We start from the raw sequence: 16,771 nt of genomic DNA on the forward strand, positions 1-16,771 counted from the left end.
CATGGATAAAGCGGACATCTTTTTTGGTCGAACACTAAAATGACCCTCGAGTGGAAAGTCCGCAGCTATCGCAGCGAAAACGGCAGAAAAATAATGAGTGAAGACCGGCGAAGCCTTGAGAATAAAGACTTTTTGCAAATATCTCAATTGGTCTTACACTCCACGTAAAAGCAGCGATGAATTCTTTTGATTCATCGCTGCTTTTCTTTTGCAGAACGTGAGCTTCATACCCCTTTGACTTCTAAAGACAGGAACCTCATCTGCTCGGGCTGGAGTGCCAAGACTTTGTTCAATCTGATTGCGGAAAGAATTGGCTTTATCAAATAGAAAAGTCGATGTTAACATCGGTTTTCATACACAAAACTTTATGCTGGAGAGCTTTCTGGGACAAGAAGCGTTATTTGGGGTTCAATATTTATGGAGTACGCTTATAAATCGGATTTTATTCAGCTGGATAGCGTGTGGAGCTCGATAGAGATAAAGGAGAACTAACTGGAAAGACATCCAAAAGATTGCAGGTGATTTGAACTAAAAAATTTGGTTGCCCTGACCATGGAATATGTGCAAACTGGGGTAATGATTCGCGGTGATTTCCATAAAAAAGAACCGACTATTCAGCCGGTTCATAAAGTGCCATAGAAAAAGGCGGTAATTCTTTCAGTGCTCGGAACTTGATTTCGATTTGTCCTGCCTCGTCAACGATGATTTCATCGATGAGCTGTTTCAGCAGTCTGTTGTCGAAGCTGTTATTGAGAAGAACAGACCGTATATCTCCAAACAGAGAAGCAATTTGTTTATGTAGTTCATTGGGGTCAAAAACAGCGGCAGAAGATTGTTTCCTGCGCTCCCATTCTGCAATTTCGGAGTTGATGGAACTTGCGCGCACTTTCATCTCATCCAATGTAATGATGTCGTTGTTGAACAACTCAATCAACTTGTCCTTTTCCCGGCTCAGCTTCGAAAGGGCTTTTTGAATGGAATCAACTGTATATTCTCCTGCGCTGTTTTGCCGGATTACACGTTCAAATTCCTCAGCCATCAGTTTCTGCAAGTCTTTTTGCTCCGATAGAAACGAGGAAAGATAGTTGCGAATTGCCTGTTCAAGCTCATCTTCTTTTAGGTGGGTCCGATTGGGACAAAGTTTTCCACCGGGAAGATTTTTGTTTGCACAGCACCAGCGCACATACGTGTTTTTGTAGGTCCGGGTGTACCGGGTAAAATGATACCCGCAGCATTTGCAGCGAATGAGACCCGAGAATTTGTAGGCACCTACATTGTGGGTATGAGGGTGGGGATACTGTTTGCGAGCATCTGCATGTGCCTGTTGTGCACGGGAAAAAAGTTCGTCGGAAATGATTCGCAAGTCAGGATTTTCCGTAATAAGCCATTCTTCCGGAGGTGTATCGACTCGAGTACCAGTCAGAAAATCTTCTACCCTCTGCCGACCATTGACGATTTTGCCAATATAAATGGGGTTTTTAATGATTGTTACGATACCGTTGGAATTAAAATCGCAGCCTCTTTTAGTCTTTAGTCCACGGCGATTCAACTCGCGCGCAATCAAGGATGCCCCCATCGTTTTGTTGGCGTAGAGTTCGAAAATTTCTCGAACGACTTGCGCTTCCTGTTCATTTACGCTAAGATGAAAGTAATCACCTTTGGTCTTATCATACCCATAGACAATGTTCGGAACGCGTCCTTTCTCCGCATTGAGTCGTTTTCCAAATTTGACGCGGCGGGACATATTGGCGCTTTCTTCTTGAGCGATAGCAGACATTATGGTGAGAGTGAATTCGTTGCTTTCCGAACTGGTGAGATCATAGTTTACAAAAATGACCTGAATGCCACAAGCCTTTAATTTGCGAACGGCCGTCAGGAAATCAATCGTATTGCGGGCGAGGCGACTGGGATCTTTAATCAGCACCACGTCATATAGTCCACGCTCTGCATCAGACAGAAGCTCCAGCAGCTGTTTTCGATTCTTCATTTTTGTGCCGGATTTGCCTTCATCACCATAAATGCGGAGAAGGTCGAAATTGTGATGTTGGCAATATTCCTTGAAAAAGTCCTGTTGGGCAGAATAGCTGTCGAGTTGTTCCTCTTTACTGGTGGATACACGGCAGTAGGCCGCGGCACGCATTTTCGATTTGGCCATAAGCTGCGGCCTCCTTTCGTGTTTGTTGTGGGATGTCCCTGCCTATGAAATAAGCAGGGATATTCCGGGTTACATAGAGCGTCAGAGTGTCGTTATGAAAGCAGTATGTGGATCACGCATCCAGCGGGCTGCAAGTTGGCGGGCCAAAAGTCTGGCAAGCAGTTTCGATGATGTGCGTGAACTGTCGAATTTGATCTGTGTGTATGCATTCTTATCCATAGCAGAATCCTCCTTGAATGTCGTATATCATGTCGCTTTCATATTGATAATATCTGTTTCAACTTCACAAACTTGCGGCAGCATGCAGGCGCAGATTTTCAGTCTCAAAAACCAGCACTCTGCAGCATCTTCCGATGACCCGCGTAGTCTTTCCGTCTTTTCCGGGTTTCACCAGATTGGCTGCAGCAAGGGCTCGGTAAACTGTTTGTGTGTCCCAAGCCCCTTCTGGGAATGTTTGCCGCAGAAAACGGAGAATTGCTTGAGGTTTCACTGCGATATTGCCTTGATGCCAGCAAGCATCAACGGTGACATCCGTCAGACTGTTGGCATTTTTTCCAAAAACGAAGGCTCCGTTCCCCAGCAAAGCACGACTCAGTTGTGGTATCCAACCGGCGTCATCCCCGATAATGGCGCTTTGCTTGAGCTTCTGAAGGAAGGCGGTGTTGATTTCCCCCAACTTTTGAACCTCAGTGGACAAATAGCGGATCTCTTTATCCAAACTCGATTCAGGAAATTTAATGTCCTGCAGATACTTCCTAAGCATCAGATGCGCTGCATGCAAAAAGCGGGTGTGCGAAGTGAGCCTTGCATCAGTATAGGGACGATGGTGATCGGGAGACAGAATCCACGTTTTCCCGGATTCGAATATTTGGAAAATATCGGGGTGGGCGACCAGCCAGGCTAAAAAATGATCGATGAAGGATGAGAAATGGGAATCTTCCTGAATCCGATCGAGCAGAGAAAAATTAATTCCAGTAGGTACGAAAACGGATAGAGCTCGTGATGCCATAGAGTATTTTTGCAGAGGCATTTCGGCAGTTACAACGGCGAGACAGTGATCTTTCTGGAAGCCGTTTCGTGTGTACCGTCCAGTACCATTAGTGGCATGGCGCATGGTAGCATCTATTACATCTTGATAGCCTCGCTGTTGCTTCGTGCCTTCGCTGGTGGAATAATCATCCAGGATCAGCGGAAGGTCGTACTGGCTGGCAAGGAGATGGTTGAGACCGGCGCTTGTGCTGGTCAAGCTGACAGTAAAGGCTTTCCGCCCAGTGCCAGAAAGAAAACAGAGCGATTGTTCGCAGATGCTGGTCTTGCCGCTTCCGGAAGGACCTGCCACCCATAGCCAAAAATCGGGGAATATGCCTAGTCGTATCAGCCGAGTATAGAGAAGCATGAGAATCAAGTATAAGCAGAGCGGTGCTGTTACCTGTGGAATGGAGCGGGCGAGAGAGAGAAAATAGGCGGCGGATTGCAGTCTTTCGTTGTCGGCATCATCTACAGCGAAATGCTCTTCACGCGCTTGCAGTTTCCAATCGCTTTGCACATCGTTAAGCCCTATATCTGAGGGCAAAAAGATTTTCTCCCTGAGGACATAGGCCCAGCGGTCACCCAACCGATTCCAGCCGGTGTGCGCAACTGAAAAAACTTTTCGAGGTTCATCTCGTAGCTGAAGACGGACGCTGTCGATAATCAGTTCAATGGCCTTGCGCTCTGGAAAGATTGTCAGCCGCGGATCCGGTATAGCCTTGAGCCACTTGCGGAGCGATTGCGTGGAGAAGGCATCTGGTAGAAGACTTGTTTCAGATTCTTGGGTAACAGACAGACGGAACAATGGGCCTTTGCTAGTATTGGATTCTTCAATTAAAATAAAAAAGTCCTGCACCAGAAGACAAAAATTGGATAGCACTACTGACCCTGTTTTACCAGATTCAGTAAAGCGAATCCCACTTTCAGATAAATGGAAAGTTGTTCCATTTTCGCTTTGGAGATGGAGAGACAAGTTAGTGGAGTTCATCTTGATCATCCTCGCTTTCCAGCCGAAAAGGCCCAATGAGTGATCCACTTGGCAGAAGCGGCGAACTGGTTTGATCGAAATGTGGAAGAAGCTCATTGCGGCACTGTTCGATAAATGCGTTCTGACCATTAATCGTGAGGTAGGCCAGAGCAGCTTCACCGTATCCACTGCGAGTGGCGAGGTATACCGCCCAGCCTACACACTGGCACGCTTTTTCAAGCTCCTCCTGTGTGTATTCTGGCGCATCAAACCAGTCCGCTACCGGAATCGAGTCCAAGTCATCTGAGACGGGGGTGTCTGTCTCGTCAAACGGGGGCTCTTTTACCACTCTATCTTCGGGCAGATCGTTCTCTCGAGTGGCAAGTTGGCCCAGTTCTTCAATTTCTTTCAGCATTTCCAGAAAGTCATTCATGTTCAGTCGGCGCTCCTTTGCTTGTTTTTTTCTATTTTACTCTGGATTCAAAGCGGATTTTAAAGCAGTTTTTGCGATTTTTTAGGAGCTGAATACGATGGTGATTCCAGAATTCGACAAATTAGTTGACGGCCTATATGCATACTGGGGCGAAGATTTGGCAGAATTTTTTATTTATCAGGCTGAACAGGTAAAGAAGCTTATGCATGGTGAGGATGAGCTTGCTACATGGGTGAATCTGTTGAAGTTTGATTTTTGGAATTGGATCAAAACGGATGCATCACTAGACATTCATAATACAATCGTAAATATCCAGACGATACTTTCATGGGAAAAAGAAGAGTTGTTTGATTTTCTCTGGCAAACATATGAAGAAAACCTGTGGTACTGTATGCGTGGTGTGGGAGAAGCATTGGTATCTGCGACTTCCGATGATGAGAATGTTATATGGACAGTAGGGTACAATCAATTTTGTTATGAAATATTCAGACCTTTTTTAAAAGGCGCGGAAGAGAAGTACACAGATTTCAAAAGGAACATAAGTAAGCTCTATCATAAAAACAAGACGTTGGTTGGATTTGTTTCTCAAGGTGATGTCTATGATGTGCAACAGGTCATCGAAACGGAGTCGCGGCGCTTTCGAAATGCATTTATGTCATATGCCGAATTGCGAAAAGATGAACTGTTTTTGTGTGGTGTCAAAAATTATGAACGTAATCCAACTGTCCAGAATGACCTTCTGAGCAATTATTCAAAAGAGGAGCACAGCAACTTGGTAAAAGGTTGGAGTCCCAAAATCATTTCACGATTTGCCTATCATACCAATGTCCTTTTTTATTATGCGTCTACACCAACACCGAAGTACATCAAAGGGCCAAGGGATTTAGAAAACAAAAGAAGTGTGTCGATCAAAGAAGGTGACAAGGATTGCTCTCTTGAAATCCTTCGCGAAGAACTGATTTTGCGCTCTTTTGCAAACTTGGTCCAGCAGGTCTATGACATCGAGAATACACAAAAAGCTCTTTCAACAGCGTCAATGCTTTTAAACTATGCGAGGAGTGGATGGCGTGTATATAAATCTGCACTTAGAAATGGACGGCCCCCATTAGAGGAGCTGGAGAAAAGATGTAATTCGCATGATTTGAAGCGATGGGGACAGTTTCGCTACAGGTATCTTTGGAAAAATGTGTATTACAGGTACATCATGTTACTTGAACAGAATCAGGCGAGTGATATAACGGATACCTTCCCTAAAAGAGAACGGGCGGTGTGGAGAAAACGGCTTCAGACGGCTTTCCCTAAAATTGAAGGAATTACTATATTTGAATGGTTGGAATCTCTTCCTACACCTACGTGCAGAAAGCAATGGGAAGAAACGATAGGTGACTTGTATCATTATCAACATCATCAAATGGAAGTGATAGACGAGAATCGTGTGAATTCAGTCGTAAGTCAGTTGGTGACGCTGGCGAATCGTTTTATATGTGCCATACAGCATTTCTTTTTCGTTAATTTTTATATTGTGGGAGGTTCTGATCAGTTACCGCCCGACGCGTTCTTGAAAGTGCTGGACAGCTTGTTGGATGTACATCAAATAAGAGATAATTCGTAATTATATATAGCTCAAAAGGCTGGGATAGCTCTCAGCCTTTTTAATTTTGCCTCATGGACATAAGTATTTAGGCAGAGTGTAAAAACAAACATGCTTACACTTTTACACCGGCCCACCAGAAAGAAATTGAGCGCGAAATTTGTATAGGGTTGTCATAAACCTTTTGTTTATTTTTTTATTCAACTCTAACAAATAACGTAAAGACGTATACAGTCTCCTCAATTACCTACGTGTTCGCCGCTATGTAGCGGTGCAGCTTCTGGAGCAGGACGGACGGCTGGATGCCGAAACCATTGGAAATACAGCTGCCCGGCTGGAAGGTTCGTTCTCCCTGACAATTCTCAATCAGTTCAATCATTTGTATCTGGTCAAGGGAAACAGTCCGCTCTGCATCTATCGGTTTGAGAACGGTCTGATCTGTTATGCCAGCACCGCAGACATCCTGAAAGAAGCCCTTACCCAGTGCAGTTTTTTGCCGCACAGCAAAGAGATCGTCAGTCTGTCCGAAGGGGACATCCTGTGTAGCCGCCCGGACGGACGGCTGCAGATGAGCCGCTTTGATACGTCCCACCTGCACAAACACCTGCGCTGGTGGGACTGCGGCGCTTATGACTGCTGGATGCCCCAAAGCCGCCGCCATTTTAGGAAGAACACGGCCACCTCTCTGGACACGCTGTTGGAAACCGCCTGCAATATGGGATTTCTGGAAGACGATGTGTTTCTTCTGCTCGAGGAAGGATTCGATGAAAGTGATATTGAAGAACTGCTGAATATGCCGGGAGCGTTTTACGATGCCATTGCAGAAACCGTCTATGCACGGATGGATGAATAACAGCAAAAAAAGAAAGCCCGCGGGCTTTCTTTTTTATCGAAGAGAGGATGAAGTTTATGTTGATTGGATATGTCCGCGTCAGCACCGCGGAGCAGAACAGTGCCCGTCAGGAAGTACTGATGCGGGAATTGGGCGTTGAGAAAGTGTATCTTGATAAGGCCAGCGGCAAAAATGCGAACCGTCCCCAGCTGCAGGAGATGCTGGCATTCGCACGGCAGGGCGATACCATCGTGGTGGAGAGCATCAGCCGCTTTGCCAGAAACACCCGGGATCTGCTGGAGCTGATGGAACAGCTGAACGCGAAGGGCATCGGGTTCGTCAGTAAAAAAGAAGCCATTGATACGACCACACCAACGGGAAAATTTATGCTGACGGTATTTGCCGCCGTGGCCGAACTGGAGCGGGAATATATTCTGCAAAGACAGCGGGAGGGCATCGCCATCGCCAAACAGGCCGGGAGATACAAGGGACGCAAACCCATTGACCGAACGGCGCTTCAACCTGTTTTAGAGGAATATCGTAAAGGCAATCTGACCGCCACGCAGGCCATGCGGAAGATGAACGTCAGCAAGAGTACGTTTTACCGGGTTGCGGCTGCAGATTGAAATTCTTTTCCCGCACTCTTCTTCAGGAGAAACGCTCGTCTTTTAACGCATTGTATGTTATTTTATCAAGTGGGCAGATCCCGGATTGTACGGATCTTTTATTCTGCGCTTTCAGAGCAACTGATTTGGATTTCGTGACTCGCATGGGAGAGGAGCTTATTAATGGAAGTGACACCTGATTTATTGGTATTATTGAAACAGCTTTTGGAGTTCTGCAGCCGGGAGGCTGAAAAAAGGAAAGAAGATCATCAGGCCGAGGAACAGTTGAATGCCATTGTTGCCCAGATCAAGAAAATTCTGGAAGCGATGGAATAACAAAAAGGAACGATGCCTGCGCATCGTTCCTTTTTTATGCTCGCAGCTTAACAACTGCAGACAGACAGACCGTATCATGGAAGAAGGACAGAAAATGGCTGAACCGGATGATTATTGCTTGTATATGGCATCGATCTTCTGAACAAAATCTTCGAGAACTTCACGCAGCTGTTTCTGCACGGGATCATCGCGTGCTTCATCCAGAGACTGGACCAGATCTGAGATGGAAATGCCAAAGGCCTTTGCCAGTTTGTCCAGAGTCTCAATGGTTGCCCGGTTGCTTCCCTTTTCCAAAAGAACAATATACGATACATGAAGATCGGCATACTCGGCAAGATTTTCCTGCGTCCAGCCATGTGCCTGACGGAGCGACCTTATTTTTTTACCCAGTGCGACTGTAATATCACTCATAACTCGATACCTCCTGCTGAGTGTACCATGAATATATAAGTGATATTAAGAGAATATAGTAGAATTTGCCGTGAATATATGATAGAATTGCTGCAAATATAGAGAAAATAATATAGATTTTGCCGGTTGGACAGTTTTGGGGTATGCACTTGTGCTAAAGTGACTGAGGAGGTGATGAAAAGATGGCGGATACTGATAAGAACACACGCCTTTTAGAACTGTACATCATGCTTACCCAGGGCGAAGCCCTGAGAAAAAGTGAGCTTGCTCAAAAATTTGGAGTAGCCGAAAAGAGCATTCAGCGAGATATTGAAGATCTCCGGAATTTTTTTACTCTTTCCGGCGAATCCCGGTGTCTGGTATATGATGCAAAAACGCGCGCTTATGTTCTGAGGGCAGATCAAGCAACAGCACTGACCAACAGTGAAGTGCTAGCCGTAGCCAAAATCCTGCTGGAAAGCCGCAGCATGGTATGCGATGAAATGTTCCCCATCCTTGATAAACTGGTGCGCTGCTGCACACCGAGAGAGAGCCTGAAACAGGTGCAGTCGCTGATTGCCAATGAGAAATTCCACTATGTCGAGCCGCATCATGGGAAAATGTTTGTGGAGCAGTTATGGACGATCGGCACTGCGGTAGAAAAGCATCAGGTTCTGGAGATCACGTATCACCGCACACACAAAAACGATACGGTCACCCGGCGGGTCCAGCCGGTGGGAATCCTGTTCAGCGAGTACTATTTCTATCTTGCGGCTTTCATTGAGGGGATCGATAAGGAAGAGCACTTTGAAAATCCGCAGGATCAATCCCCTACCATTTACCGCATCGACAAAATCGAAGCGCTGACCGTGACAGGTGAACATTTCCACGTTCCGTACAAGGACCGGTTTCAGGAGGGCGAGATGCGCAAGCGCATCCAGTTCATGTACGGCGGCGAGCTGCGGCGCATCCGCTTTGAGTACACCGGGCCCAGTATCGAGGCCGTGCTCGACCGGCTGCCCACCGCAAAAGTTGAGCGAAAGACGGAAACCGGCTGGCTCGTCACCGCCGAGGTGTTCGGAAAAGGAATTGACATGTGGCTTGGAAGTCAGGACGCATATATTCGCAAGATAAAAGACAGCACTATTTGAGGAGTGAAAAAACGATGAACATTGACTTTCAGCAAGCAAAGCAGCAAGCAATCTCCCATGTGAGCACGAACCGGGAATTTTGGAAGGATGCTGCGCTGATGAATCAGGTCCTGTATCTGAATGCAAAGGTAGATATCGGTGCAAATGTAGTTTGCGAGAACTGTGAGATCCGGATCACGCCGCGTGCCTACGTTGATATCTGGCAAAGTGGGTCTCTTAATCTCAAAAACTGTGTGATAAAGGGGGCGGAGCCCGGAGAGGCATGGCGGTCGAAAGATAAATACGGATGTCTGATTCAGAGTTCAGGCGTTTTGAAAATTGAAAACTGCAGGGTTGAGAATCTGACCATTGATTCGACTGAACAATGGGCGGTGAACAGTACAGGACGCGTAAAGCTGGAAAAGGTGGATTTCTGCGATTGCGTTGGGAATTTTTTCAGAAGTGATATAAATTTCCTGGCTGCAGAGGTGAAAACGGAAAATTTCGCGGGCCAGTTTTTCAGCAGCCCGGAGGATCCTTTGAAGAGACTTTTGGGAAGCCGGATCGAAGAAGAGGATGACGATGACAAAATTGGGGATGAGATCGATGATGAGGATGAATTAGATGATGCCGGCGAAGAGGACAAAGAAAGAGAATGCGCAGCATTTGCGTTCTGCGATTTCAGCTTTGCGCCTCGGAAAAAACACCATTTTTCTGTCCCGCCTTTTATAAAAGTAACGGATCTTAATATTATTCTGCACTGCAATTTTACAGCGCAGGGGGATTCTGACCAGTGGGATTCGTGTTGCCTCTTTCTGGCAATAAGTGATACGGATTCTTGTGAATTCAACGATTGCGTAAAGATTTTGTCAAAGCACTCGACATTCAAAAACTGTTCGTTTGAGAATTCCACTCTGTGTCAGGATTGATCAATTACATAAAAGCAATATAAAAAATAGACCGAAAAAGGAGTTCAGGACAAATGATGTTATCAATTTCGTACAATCCGTACCTGCTGGAAAGCCGTTTTCAGGTGAATGGGAAAAGCGCAAATAAAACGCCGTGGGCGCAATACCTGCGTAGACGCAGGCTGCAAACATGGTTTTATCCCGCGCCGAACTGGAAAGGTTTTGCTGTCGAAATCCAGAATGCGCTGAATGAGCGGGAAGTGGAAATTGAGTTTACCGGCAGGAAAATCGACTATCAGGATCTGCAGCTCTTCTGCGATCAGTGGAACAACCAGAGCGGCAAGGATCATAAAACGAGCTTTATACTGAGAGCGCTGAAAGGCGAACTGCGGGAAGATAAAAATGTTCTGCAGGAGCTGGACAAGCTGGTGGCAACATTCAAGGATTCCCCCGTGGAAGAGCTGCGCAGTGAGGAATTGCAGCGCAGCTATCAGCAGGAGCGAAAAAATGATTTTGATATGGCGGTAGTCGCCACCATGAGCAGCGGAAAGTCTACGCTCATCAATGCTCTGCTGGGGCGCGACCTTCTGCCAGCGGCCAACGATGCGACCACAGCGAAAATCACGCGGATTCATGATTGCGACAATAAAGAGGGCTTCACCGTGGAATGCAGCACCCGGCAGGGGGAGATTTTGTACAAAAGCAGACCGGTGACACCTGACCTGCTGGACGAGTATAACAAGGATGACAAGGTGTTTTATGTTGATCTGGACGGAGACATCCCCGGCATTTCCGGTTCGATGCTGCGCCTGAATATTCTGGATACTCCCGGACCCAATAACTCCGCGACACAGGAACATCGCGATGTGACCAATAAGGTGGCTGGTTTCCGTGTGGGGAATATCAGCGAAAAAACTGTGCACGAATATCGAATCCCCAATGCCGAGTATACTTTAGATGGGTTTACATACCACACGGACGACCAAGGGCGTGTGACGCTGATAGAAGGGTATCCGCGTTTTCCGGAAGAGGACAGCGTAAGAAATCAAGTGGACCAGAGAACAAGCGGAGGACTGGATCGCGTCGATAGTGATGATGGTGGACATCTTGTGGCAAAGTTGCTGGGAGGGGATGCATCGTGGCTGAATATTGTTCCGATGGACGCAAGGTTGAATCGGGGCGACTATAAGTCGATGGAGTTGACTGTCGCAAAAATGCTGGAAAACGGTGAGAACCCCAAAATCAAAATTGAGGTTCGATACGATGATCAGCAGGGAATCCGACCCAGTGGGTTCACTTATACTGTGGAAACGAAAGATAAAAAGATTCAAAAAGTGTTTGACAATGTGTGCGGCAGGTGAGAGAAATGAAAAAAGACATGTTAGCAAAACAGATATCCGAAATGATCCAACAAACGATTCCGGAAAAAGCTAATGTGAAGCAGGTTGCCGTTTACGGTGAAGTGACAGCTGCTTCTTACATGATTTATTACTATGTGAAGACGGAAGAAAATCAAAAGTGGCATCAGTGTTATAAAATGTATCAGGAACTCAGCCTGTCTGAGAAAACTCTAGAGAAAGCATTTTCGCAGATTGCGCAACTGCTTCGTGCGAATTTTTCCGATGAATGGTCTAACTTCACTTTACTTATAAAAACCGGCACGGAAATGCCGCAGTTGCTGTTTGATAATTCGGATCTGACGGAAGGTTCTTACGAGCATATGCAGCAATGGGAGAAAACATATCTGGTGTAATTTGTTCCGTCGAATAAATCATACCTGATAAAACAGTGTGCCAATAGGTTGCCGCGTCCAGATTGGGACATCCCAATGAAGAAAAGCAAGCCTATTGGCACTTGTTTTTGTTTTATTTACCTGTCTCATAAGGGTATACCTATACAGGACAAAAGAATTATATAAAAAAGAGTGCCAATACCGTGTCTACATGATGGCATCCGCCAACAAGTTCCTGCGCACCTACTACGCTTCTGTGAAAGCCTACTTGAATTCCTTAGAACCCAACTGATTCTCCTACCCTATACTATCTGGCTGACTGCCGTTTTAATTTAGAAATGCACAGCGGATTAGATTAGTGTGCCGCTTTCCTTTGCTCGTTCTCTTGTTCGGGTCCGGTGAAAACAATGTAGGTGCTTTTGACGGTATACTCAGTTTTTTGAATCTTAATAGGCTGAAATATCTATTTTGTTGAGCAAAGATAATTTGATTTATTGGGGCCCAATGGATATAATAATAACAGCAAGTGAGAGTGAGGGAGCGGCAAATGAATTACGAAGAGCGAAGAGGAAAAATTCGGATCAGTAAAGCAAGTGGAACTGCTGGCTCTCACTCAAAAGGTTTCAGGGTCGCGCTGCCACCGGCATGGGTTCGCCAGATGGGCCTCACGGATCAAAACAGAGAGATTGTTTTGCACTTTGATGGTGAGTGTATTACAATTCGCCGGGCGGGTTCTAAAAAGTATGAGGATTTTCTTATAGATGCGCGAGCAAAGAAACACAACGTACTAATCCTGTATTTTTATAATGAGCGGACATTATGTACCAAAATCTGTGCTGATCAGACAGCTCGGAGCATTGCAATCGAAAATCTCTTGAACGATCCATTATCCACAGCCTTCGGTGTGAATGAGGATCCGGACTGGGGAGATTTTGAGCGTTTCCTGGAATCCCGCTGCGTTCCTCGTCAACGAGATGGTTTAGGCAGATATTTGGAACAACTGGGACTTGAGCAGTATGATCCTCTTGAAATCGTACGCAAAACAGAGGGACGCATGGCAGAAGATCACTTCTGGATCAAAGTTGTGGAGGGATAAAGATGCCGATGAAACTGACAACCAAAAGTCGTATTGCAGAGACCTCTTCAAAAGGAAATCAGGAAAAGTGGTCGGAAAACGGCCGATGGTATAAGTTGGATCTCTTTGGATATGAAGGACTGTCTGAAACTGTAACATCATCATTGCTGGAAAAAACGAATGTGCGCGATTTAGGGTTTGAATATGTACCCTATCGAATGGAGAGACTGGAAGTTCATCGTCGTACTCGAAACGGCTGCTCCAGTCAGAATTTTCTCCAGCCGCAGGATTCAATCATTACGCTTGCTGATCTGCTGCTCAAAGGCGTAGGCCCTGACTGGCAGAGACAAGCGGGAAAACAACCCAACCTGTCCAGTAAAGTACGCTGGATCGTTGAGCAGGTGCAGCGGCTGACCGGACTTAGTCGATTTGGAGAATACCTGACACTATTATTTGAGATAGACATGCTCGTTGCAAATGAAGATCGACATCTGAACAACATTACGGTATTGCGTAAGGAAGATAGATTCGACTACTGTCCGATCTTTGATTTTGGTGCAGGTCTGCTGTCAAATGTACGAGATTATCCAATGGATATTGAGCCTGAACAGCACTTGAAGATGCTTAGAGCAAGACCTTTGGAGACTACATTTTATCGCCAGGTTCAAGCGTCTCGTGTCCTTTATGGCCCACAGTTGGAATGGAATTTTACAGTCCTCGATCTGCAGGAGGCATTATCGGAACCGCTGCAGTACTATGCTGAAAGAGACACTTCTTACATCAAAGATCGGGTAGAAACTTGTGTCATGGCTCAGCAAAAAAGGCTATCAATAGACTAATAGTATTATGGCTATTCAGCTGAGGAAATTGCTCATGCGATGAATACAGATCTCCTCTCTGTCTTAAGTGTATACAGATTGGTGGACGCAAAAGGGGCCGCTCTGCGAAACGGATAAAACAAGATCATAAAAAATGACGGCTGTCAGGAGCACTGACAACCGTCATTTTCTATGGTTTGTTGCAATCAATAGGTTCGTTTATGCTGTTCAATCCAATCCAAGACGCTCTCGTAGCAGAACGATCCGTCCGCCATGCCGAGACCGAGAGCAATCAGGTTAGTATCAGAATACTCCATGGCTACGCCGTTTACATCCAGGAAGATGAGCAGCGCATAGACACCAATCCGTTTGTTCCCGTCGATAAAAGCGTGATTCTTTGCCAACGTATAACCCAGCTTTGCCGCCTTTTCTTCATGACTGGGATAAAGTTCTTGTCCATCAAAAGTTATCAGTGGGCTTTGCACGGCTGAATCAAGCAGAGCTGCATCGCGAAGACCGTCAAGGCCGCCTGTTTCCTGTATCAGAAACTGATGAAGTTGTAAGATTTTGTTCGATGTCAGTACAATCATTTTGCCAGCTCCTCAAAGGCTGCCCGATGATTTTTAAAAATGCGTGTGGCAGAAATGCCAATCAATTCATCCTCAGACAGTAAAAGACGCGGATTCGCTTCAATATCTATCAAAAGGTATTTGGGGCGGCCTCCTTTGAAAATGACAGCTTTCCCGGCCTTATCAGCGATTCGAGTGACTTTGGAGAAGTCCTGATTTACTTCACTGACAGAAATCATTTCTTGGGCATCCAGTATCATGTCATTTACCTCCAGTTCCAATCTATATTAAATAGCAGACCTGTTTGAAAAGCGAAACGAAGTTGAGCAGCGGATTGTTCAGCCATGATGTAAAAGTTGTTTCTCGTTCCGGATCGTGAAGTGATTGAGGCGTTGATGCGCGCGGCCGATTAAAATAATTCCACACGGCCGAGCAGAAGGTCGATCAGATTGCAGTGAAAAATACCATGATTGTCATAGAAGTTATGGGGGATATCCATGCGAATAATGACTTTTTTGAAAAAGTCTTTTGTCAGCATCAAAGATGCAAGTTCGGAGGATTCTTTTTTTTCCGTATCCATCTGAAAGGCTGACTGGATGTAGATTTTTTTATCTGCATCGTTTACAACAAAATCAATTTCCTTTTGTACGTTTGCCCCTCCGGTTCGGTCGGTAACCACGCCAACATCAACGGAATAGCCCCGGTGCAACAGCTCGTTATAGATGATATTTTCCATAATATGGCCGGGATCGTATTGGCGGTAATTCAATCTGGCGTTGCGCAGACCGATATCCGTGTAATAGTATTTATTGGGATATTTGAAATAGGTCTTTCCTTTGATATCGTAACGTCGAGCCATGGAAACAAGGAAAGAGTCAATGGTATGCTGCACATAGTTTGAAACCAACGTAGAGTTGATCCGTTCTTTCTTCATGCTGGTCAGGGTATTGGCAATATTTGTTGGGTTGGTAAGAGAACTGATCTGGGAAGCAAGAAAATCAAGAATATCATTCAGAATATCTTCCCGTTCGATACCGTTGCGTTCAACAATATCTTTTACATACAGTTCGGTGTACAGCGATGACAAATAATCTTTTTTATCCTTTTCATCCGATAATGCCAGCAGACGCGGCATGCCGCCATAAAGCATATAGGCATCCAATGCTCTTCGTTCATCACCGCCCACATAGGAGAAAAATTCTTCAAAGGACAGAGGAAATACATGGATTTGAGTAGCGCGTCCACGGAACTCCGTGGCAATATCTTTTGACAGCCCTTTTGAATTGCTGCCTGTCACATAGACATCCAAATTTTTATATGCCTTGAGCTCGTTCAGCATATCATAGATGGAAACTTCAATCCCGCCATTTTCTTTGTCGATCACTTTCGTGGTGAGCTGAACCTCATCAATGAAAAGAAAAAATTTCTCGGCATTCTTTTCCGTGATAAGAGATTCGACATATTCACAAAGAGTGATGGGGTTTCTGAACTGATAGAAGCGTCTCTGATCCAATTCAATTTTTATAATATGATCTTCCGAAATCCCTTGAGAGAGAAGATATTCGAAGAATAAGTCGAACAGCAGTACCGACTTTCCGCAGCGGCGGATGCCGGTAATCACCTTAACTTCACCGTTCCACATGTTATGAATCATCCGGTTTAGATAGGAAGTTCGTTCAATCATTTTGTCACCTCATATTTACAACAGATGCGTCGTTACTTTCATGTATAATGTATCACGGATTTTTGAAATCTTCAATAGAAAATCACCGTATAGTTGATAGTTGCGACGTTTTGGATGATACTGCAATACTCAAAGCGGATCATGTTCGCAATGAAAGGACGAAATGACGAATATTATTTTTCTTTCCTTGATTTTTGTATGGAATACTGGGATCTCAAGAAAAAATTATCCGCCAGTATTGACCAGGTGGATGGTTTTTGATGAAATAATTTTGAAGTTGCGTTTTAATGTGTTTATAGGGCAGCGCTTTTTATTGCTGTGGCTAATATGAGGTGAAAATACTGCAGTGCAGTTAAGTGCTCGGGTGATATTTCTGTCGTGTGGCGGCGCCGCCCCGCAGATGACGCTCCTCTTTATTTACCTGAAGCACTTTTTGCACGCTGTTGTATAATGCGCGATTCTGCCGTTTCAGACGCTGTGTCAAGTCCTTATGGACTGTGGACTTGCTAATTCCAAA

The 16,771-nt window shown here is 45.4% G+C and carries 19 protein-coding genes; 10 read left to right on the forward strand and 9 right to left on the reverse strand.

The genetic code is table 11. The features are described 5' to 3' along the window. Positions 1 to 610 precede the first annotated feature (610 nt). The 4 genes from WMO24_RS12090 to WMO24_RS12105 form a co-directional block, all read right to left on the reverse strand. The gene (locus WMO24_RS12090; protein WP_349216669.1) at positions 611 to 2,155 is read right to left on the reverse strand and encodes a recombinase family protein; all 1,545 of its coding nucleotides are present in this window, start codon (positions 2,153 to 2,155) and stop codon (positions 611 to 613) included. Between the two features lie 81 nt (positions 2,156 to 2,236). Then, entirely contained in the window at positions 2,237 to 2,374 is a 138-nt protein-coding gene (locus tag WMO24_RS12095) for a hypothetical protein (protein WP_349216670.1), read from the reverse strand. Positions 2,375 to 2,438: 64 nt separating this feature from the next. Continuing rightward, positions 2,439 to 4,181: a nucleoside/nucleotide kinase family protein gene (locus WMO24_RS12100; protein WP_349216671.1), complete on the reverse strand. Its 1,743-nt coding sequence runs from the start codon at positions 4,179 to 4,181 to the stop codon at positions 2,439 to 2,441. Then, positions 4,159 to 4,584 (reverse strand): hypothetical protein, encoded by a 426-nt coding sequence (locus WMO24_RS12105; protein WP_349216672.1) that lies wholly within the window; start codon positions 4,582 to 4,584, stop codon positions 4,159 to 4,161. Before WMO24_RS12105 ends, WMO24_RS12100 begins: the two co-directional genes overlap by 23 nt. Before the next feature lie 97 nt (positions 4,585 to 4,681). Here WMO24_RS12105 and WMO24_RS12110 point away from each other — a divergent pair, with 97 nt between their 5' ends. The 4 genes from WMO24_RS12110 (at position 4,682) to WMO24_RS12125 (ending at position 7,948) form a co-directional block, all read left to right on the forward strand. After that, a complete protein-coding gene (locus tag WMO24_RS12110; RefSeq protein WP_349216673.1) occupies positions 4,682 to 6,196 on the forward strand; it encodes a hypothetical protein in 1,515 nt (504 codons plus the stop codon). 250 nt (positions 6,197 to 6,446) lie between these two features. Then, complete coding sequence (locus WMO24_RS12115) at positions 6,447 to 7,028, forward strand: hypothetical protein (RefSeq protein WP_349216674.1); 582 nt, start codon at positions 6,447 to 6,449, stop codon at positions 7,026 to 7,028. Positions 7,029 to 7,084: 56 nt separating this feature from the next. Continuing rightward, on the forward strand, positions 7,085 to 7,633 hold the full coding sequence (locus WMO24_RS12120; RefSeq protein WP_349216675.1) for a recombinase family protein: 549 nt from the start codon (positions 7,085 to 7,087) through the stop codon (positions 7,631 to 7,633). A gap of 162 nt (positions 7,634 to 7,795) precedes the next feature. After that, complete coding sequence (locus tag WMO24_RS12125) at positions 7,796 to 7,948, forward strand: hypothetical protein (protein WP_349216676.1); 153 nt, start codon at positions 7,796 to 7,798, stop codon at positions 7,946 to 7,948. A gap of 111 nt (positions 7,949 to 8,059) precedes the next feature. Here the strand turns inward: WMO24_RS12125 and WMO24_RS12130 are convergent, their stop codons facing one another. Continuing rightward, positions 8,060 to 8,359 (reverse strand): helix-turn-helix domain-containing protein, encoded by a 300-nt coding sequence (locus WMO24_RS12130; RefSeq protein ID WP_349216677.1) that lies wholly within the window; start codon positions 8,357 to 8,359, stop codon positions 8,060 to 8,062. Positions 8,360 to 8,541: 182 nt separating this feature from the next. Here WMO24_RS12130 and WMO24_RS12135 point away from each other — a divergent pair, with 182 nt between their 5' ends. The 6 genes from WMO24_RS12135 (at position 8,542) to WMO24_RS12160 (ending at position 14,022) form a co-directional block, all read left to right on the forward strand. Then, complete coding sequence (locus tag WMO24_RS12135; RefSeq protein WP_349216678.1) at positions 8,542 to 9,489, forward strand: helix-turn-helix transcriptional regulator; 948 nt, start codon at positions 8,542 to 8,544, stop codon at positions 9,487 to 9,489. A gap of 98 nt (positions 9,490 to 9,587) precedes the next feature. Then, positions 9,588 to 10,397 carry a hypothetical protein gene (locus WMO24_RS12140; protein WP_349216679.1) on the forward strand — a complete coding sequence of 270 codons (810 nt, stop codon included), beginning with the start codon at positions 9,588 to 9,590 and terminating at the stop codon, positions 10,395 to 10,397. Between the two features lie 53 nt (positions 10,398 to 10,450). Beyond that, positions 10,451 to 11,737: a DNA/RNA non-specific endonuclease gene (locus tag WMO24_RS12145; protein WP_349216680.1), complete on the forward strand. Its 1,287-nt coding sequence runs from the start codon at positions 10,451 to 10,453 to the stop codon at positions 11,735 to 11,737. Between the two features lie 5 nt (positions 11,738 to 11,742). Further along, positions 11,743 to 12,129: an immunity protein YezG family protein gene (locus tag WMO24_RS12150; protein WP_349216681.1), complete on the forward strand. Its 387-nt coding sequence runs from the start codon at positions 11,743 to 11,745 to the stop codon at positions 12,127 to 12,129. A 526-nt stretch (positions 12,130 to 12,655) separates the two neighbouring features. After that, positions 12,656 to 13,204: a hypothetical protein gene (locus WMO24_RS12155; protein WP_349216682.1), complete on the forward strand. Its 549-nt coding sequence runs from the start codon at positions 12,656 to 12,658 to the stop codon at positions 13,202 to 13,204. A 2-nt stretch (positions 13,205 to 13,206) separates the two neighbouring features. Next, on the forward strand, positions 13,207 to 14,022 hold the full coding sequence (locus WMO24_RS12160; RefSeq protein ID WP_349216683.1) for a HipA domain-containing protein: 816 nt from the start codon (positions 13,207 to 13,209) through the stop codon (positions 14,020 to 14,022). 185 nt (positions 14,023 to 14,207) lie between these two features. On the opposite strand, the gene WMO24_RS12165 is transcribed toward WMO24_RS12160, so the two are convergent. The 4 genes from WMO24_RS12165 to WMO24_RS12180 form a co-directional block, all read right to left on the reverse strand. After that, complete coding sequence (locus WMO24_RS12165) at positions 14,208 to 14,591, reverse strand: type II toxin-antitoxin system death-on-curing family toxin (RefSeq protein ID WP_349216684.1); 384 nt, start codon at positions 14,589 to 14,591, stop codon at positions 14,208 to 14,210. Continuing rightward, positions 14,588 to 14,830, reverse strand: coding sequence for a type II toxin-antitoxin system Phd/YefM family antitoxin (locus WMO24_RS12170; RefSeq protein WP_349216685.1), 243 nt, complete (start codon positions 14,828 to 14,830; stop codon positions 14,588 to 14,590). The genes WMO24_RS12165 and WMO24_RS12170 overlap by 4 nt, the downstream gene beginning before the upstream one ends. A 149-nt stretch (positions 14,831 to 14,979) precedes the next feature. Next, on the reverse strand, positions 14,980 to 16,254 hold the full coding sequence (locus tag WMO24_RS12175; RefSeq protein ID WP_349216686.1) for an ATP-binding protein: 1,275 nt from the start codon (positions 16,252 to 16,254) through the stop codon (positions 14,980 to 14,982). A 352-nt stretch (positions 16,255 to 16,606) separates the two neighbouring features. Further along, positions 16,607 to 16,771, reverse strand: a 165-nt coding sequence (locus tag WMO24_RS12180; RefSeq protein WP_349216690.1) for a sporulation transcriptional regulator SpoIIID, incomplete at its 5' end; no start/stop codon positions are given.

The sequence above is a fragment of the Ruthenibacterium intestinale genome, assembly GCF_040096265.1.
In the GTDB taxonomy this organism is placed as follows: Bacteria; Bacillota; Clostridia; order Oscillospirales; family Ruminococcaceae; genus Ruthenibacterium; species Ruthenibacterium komagatae.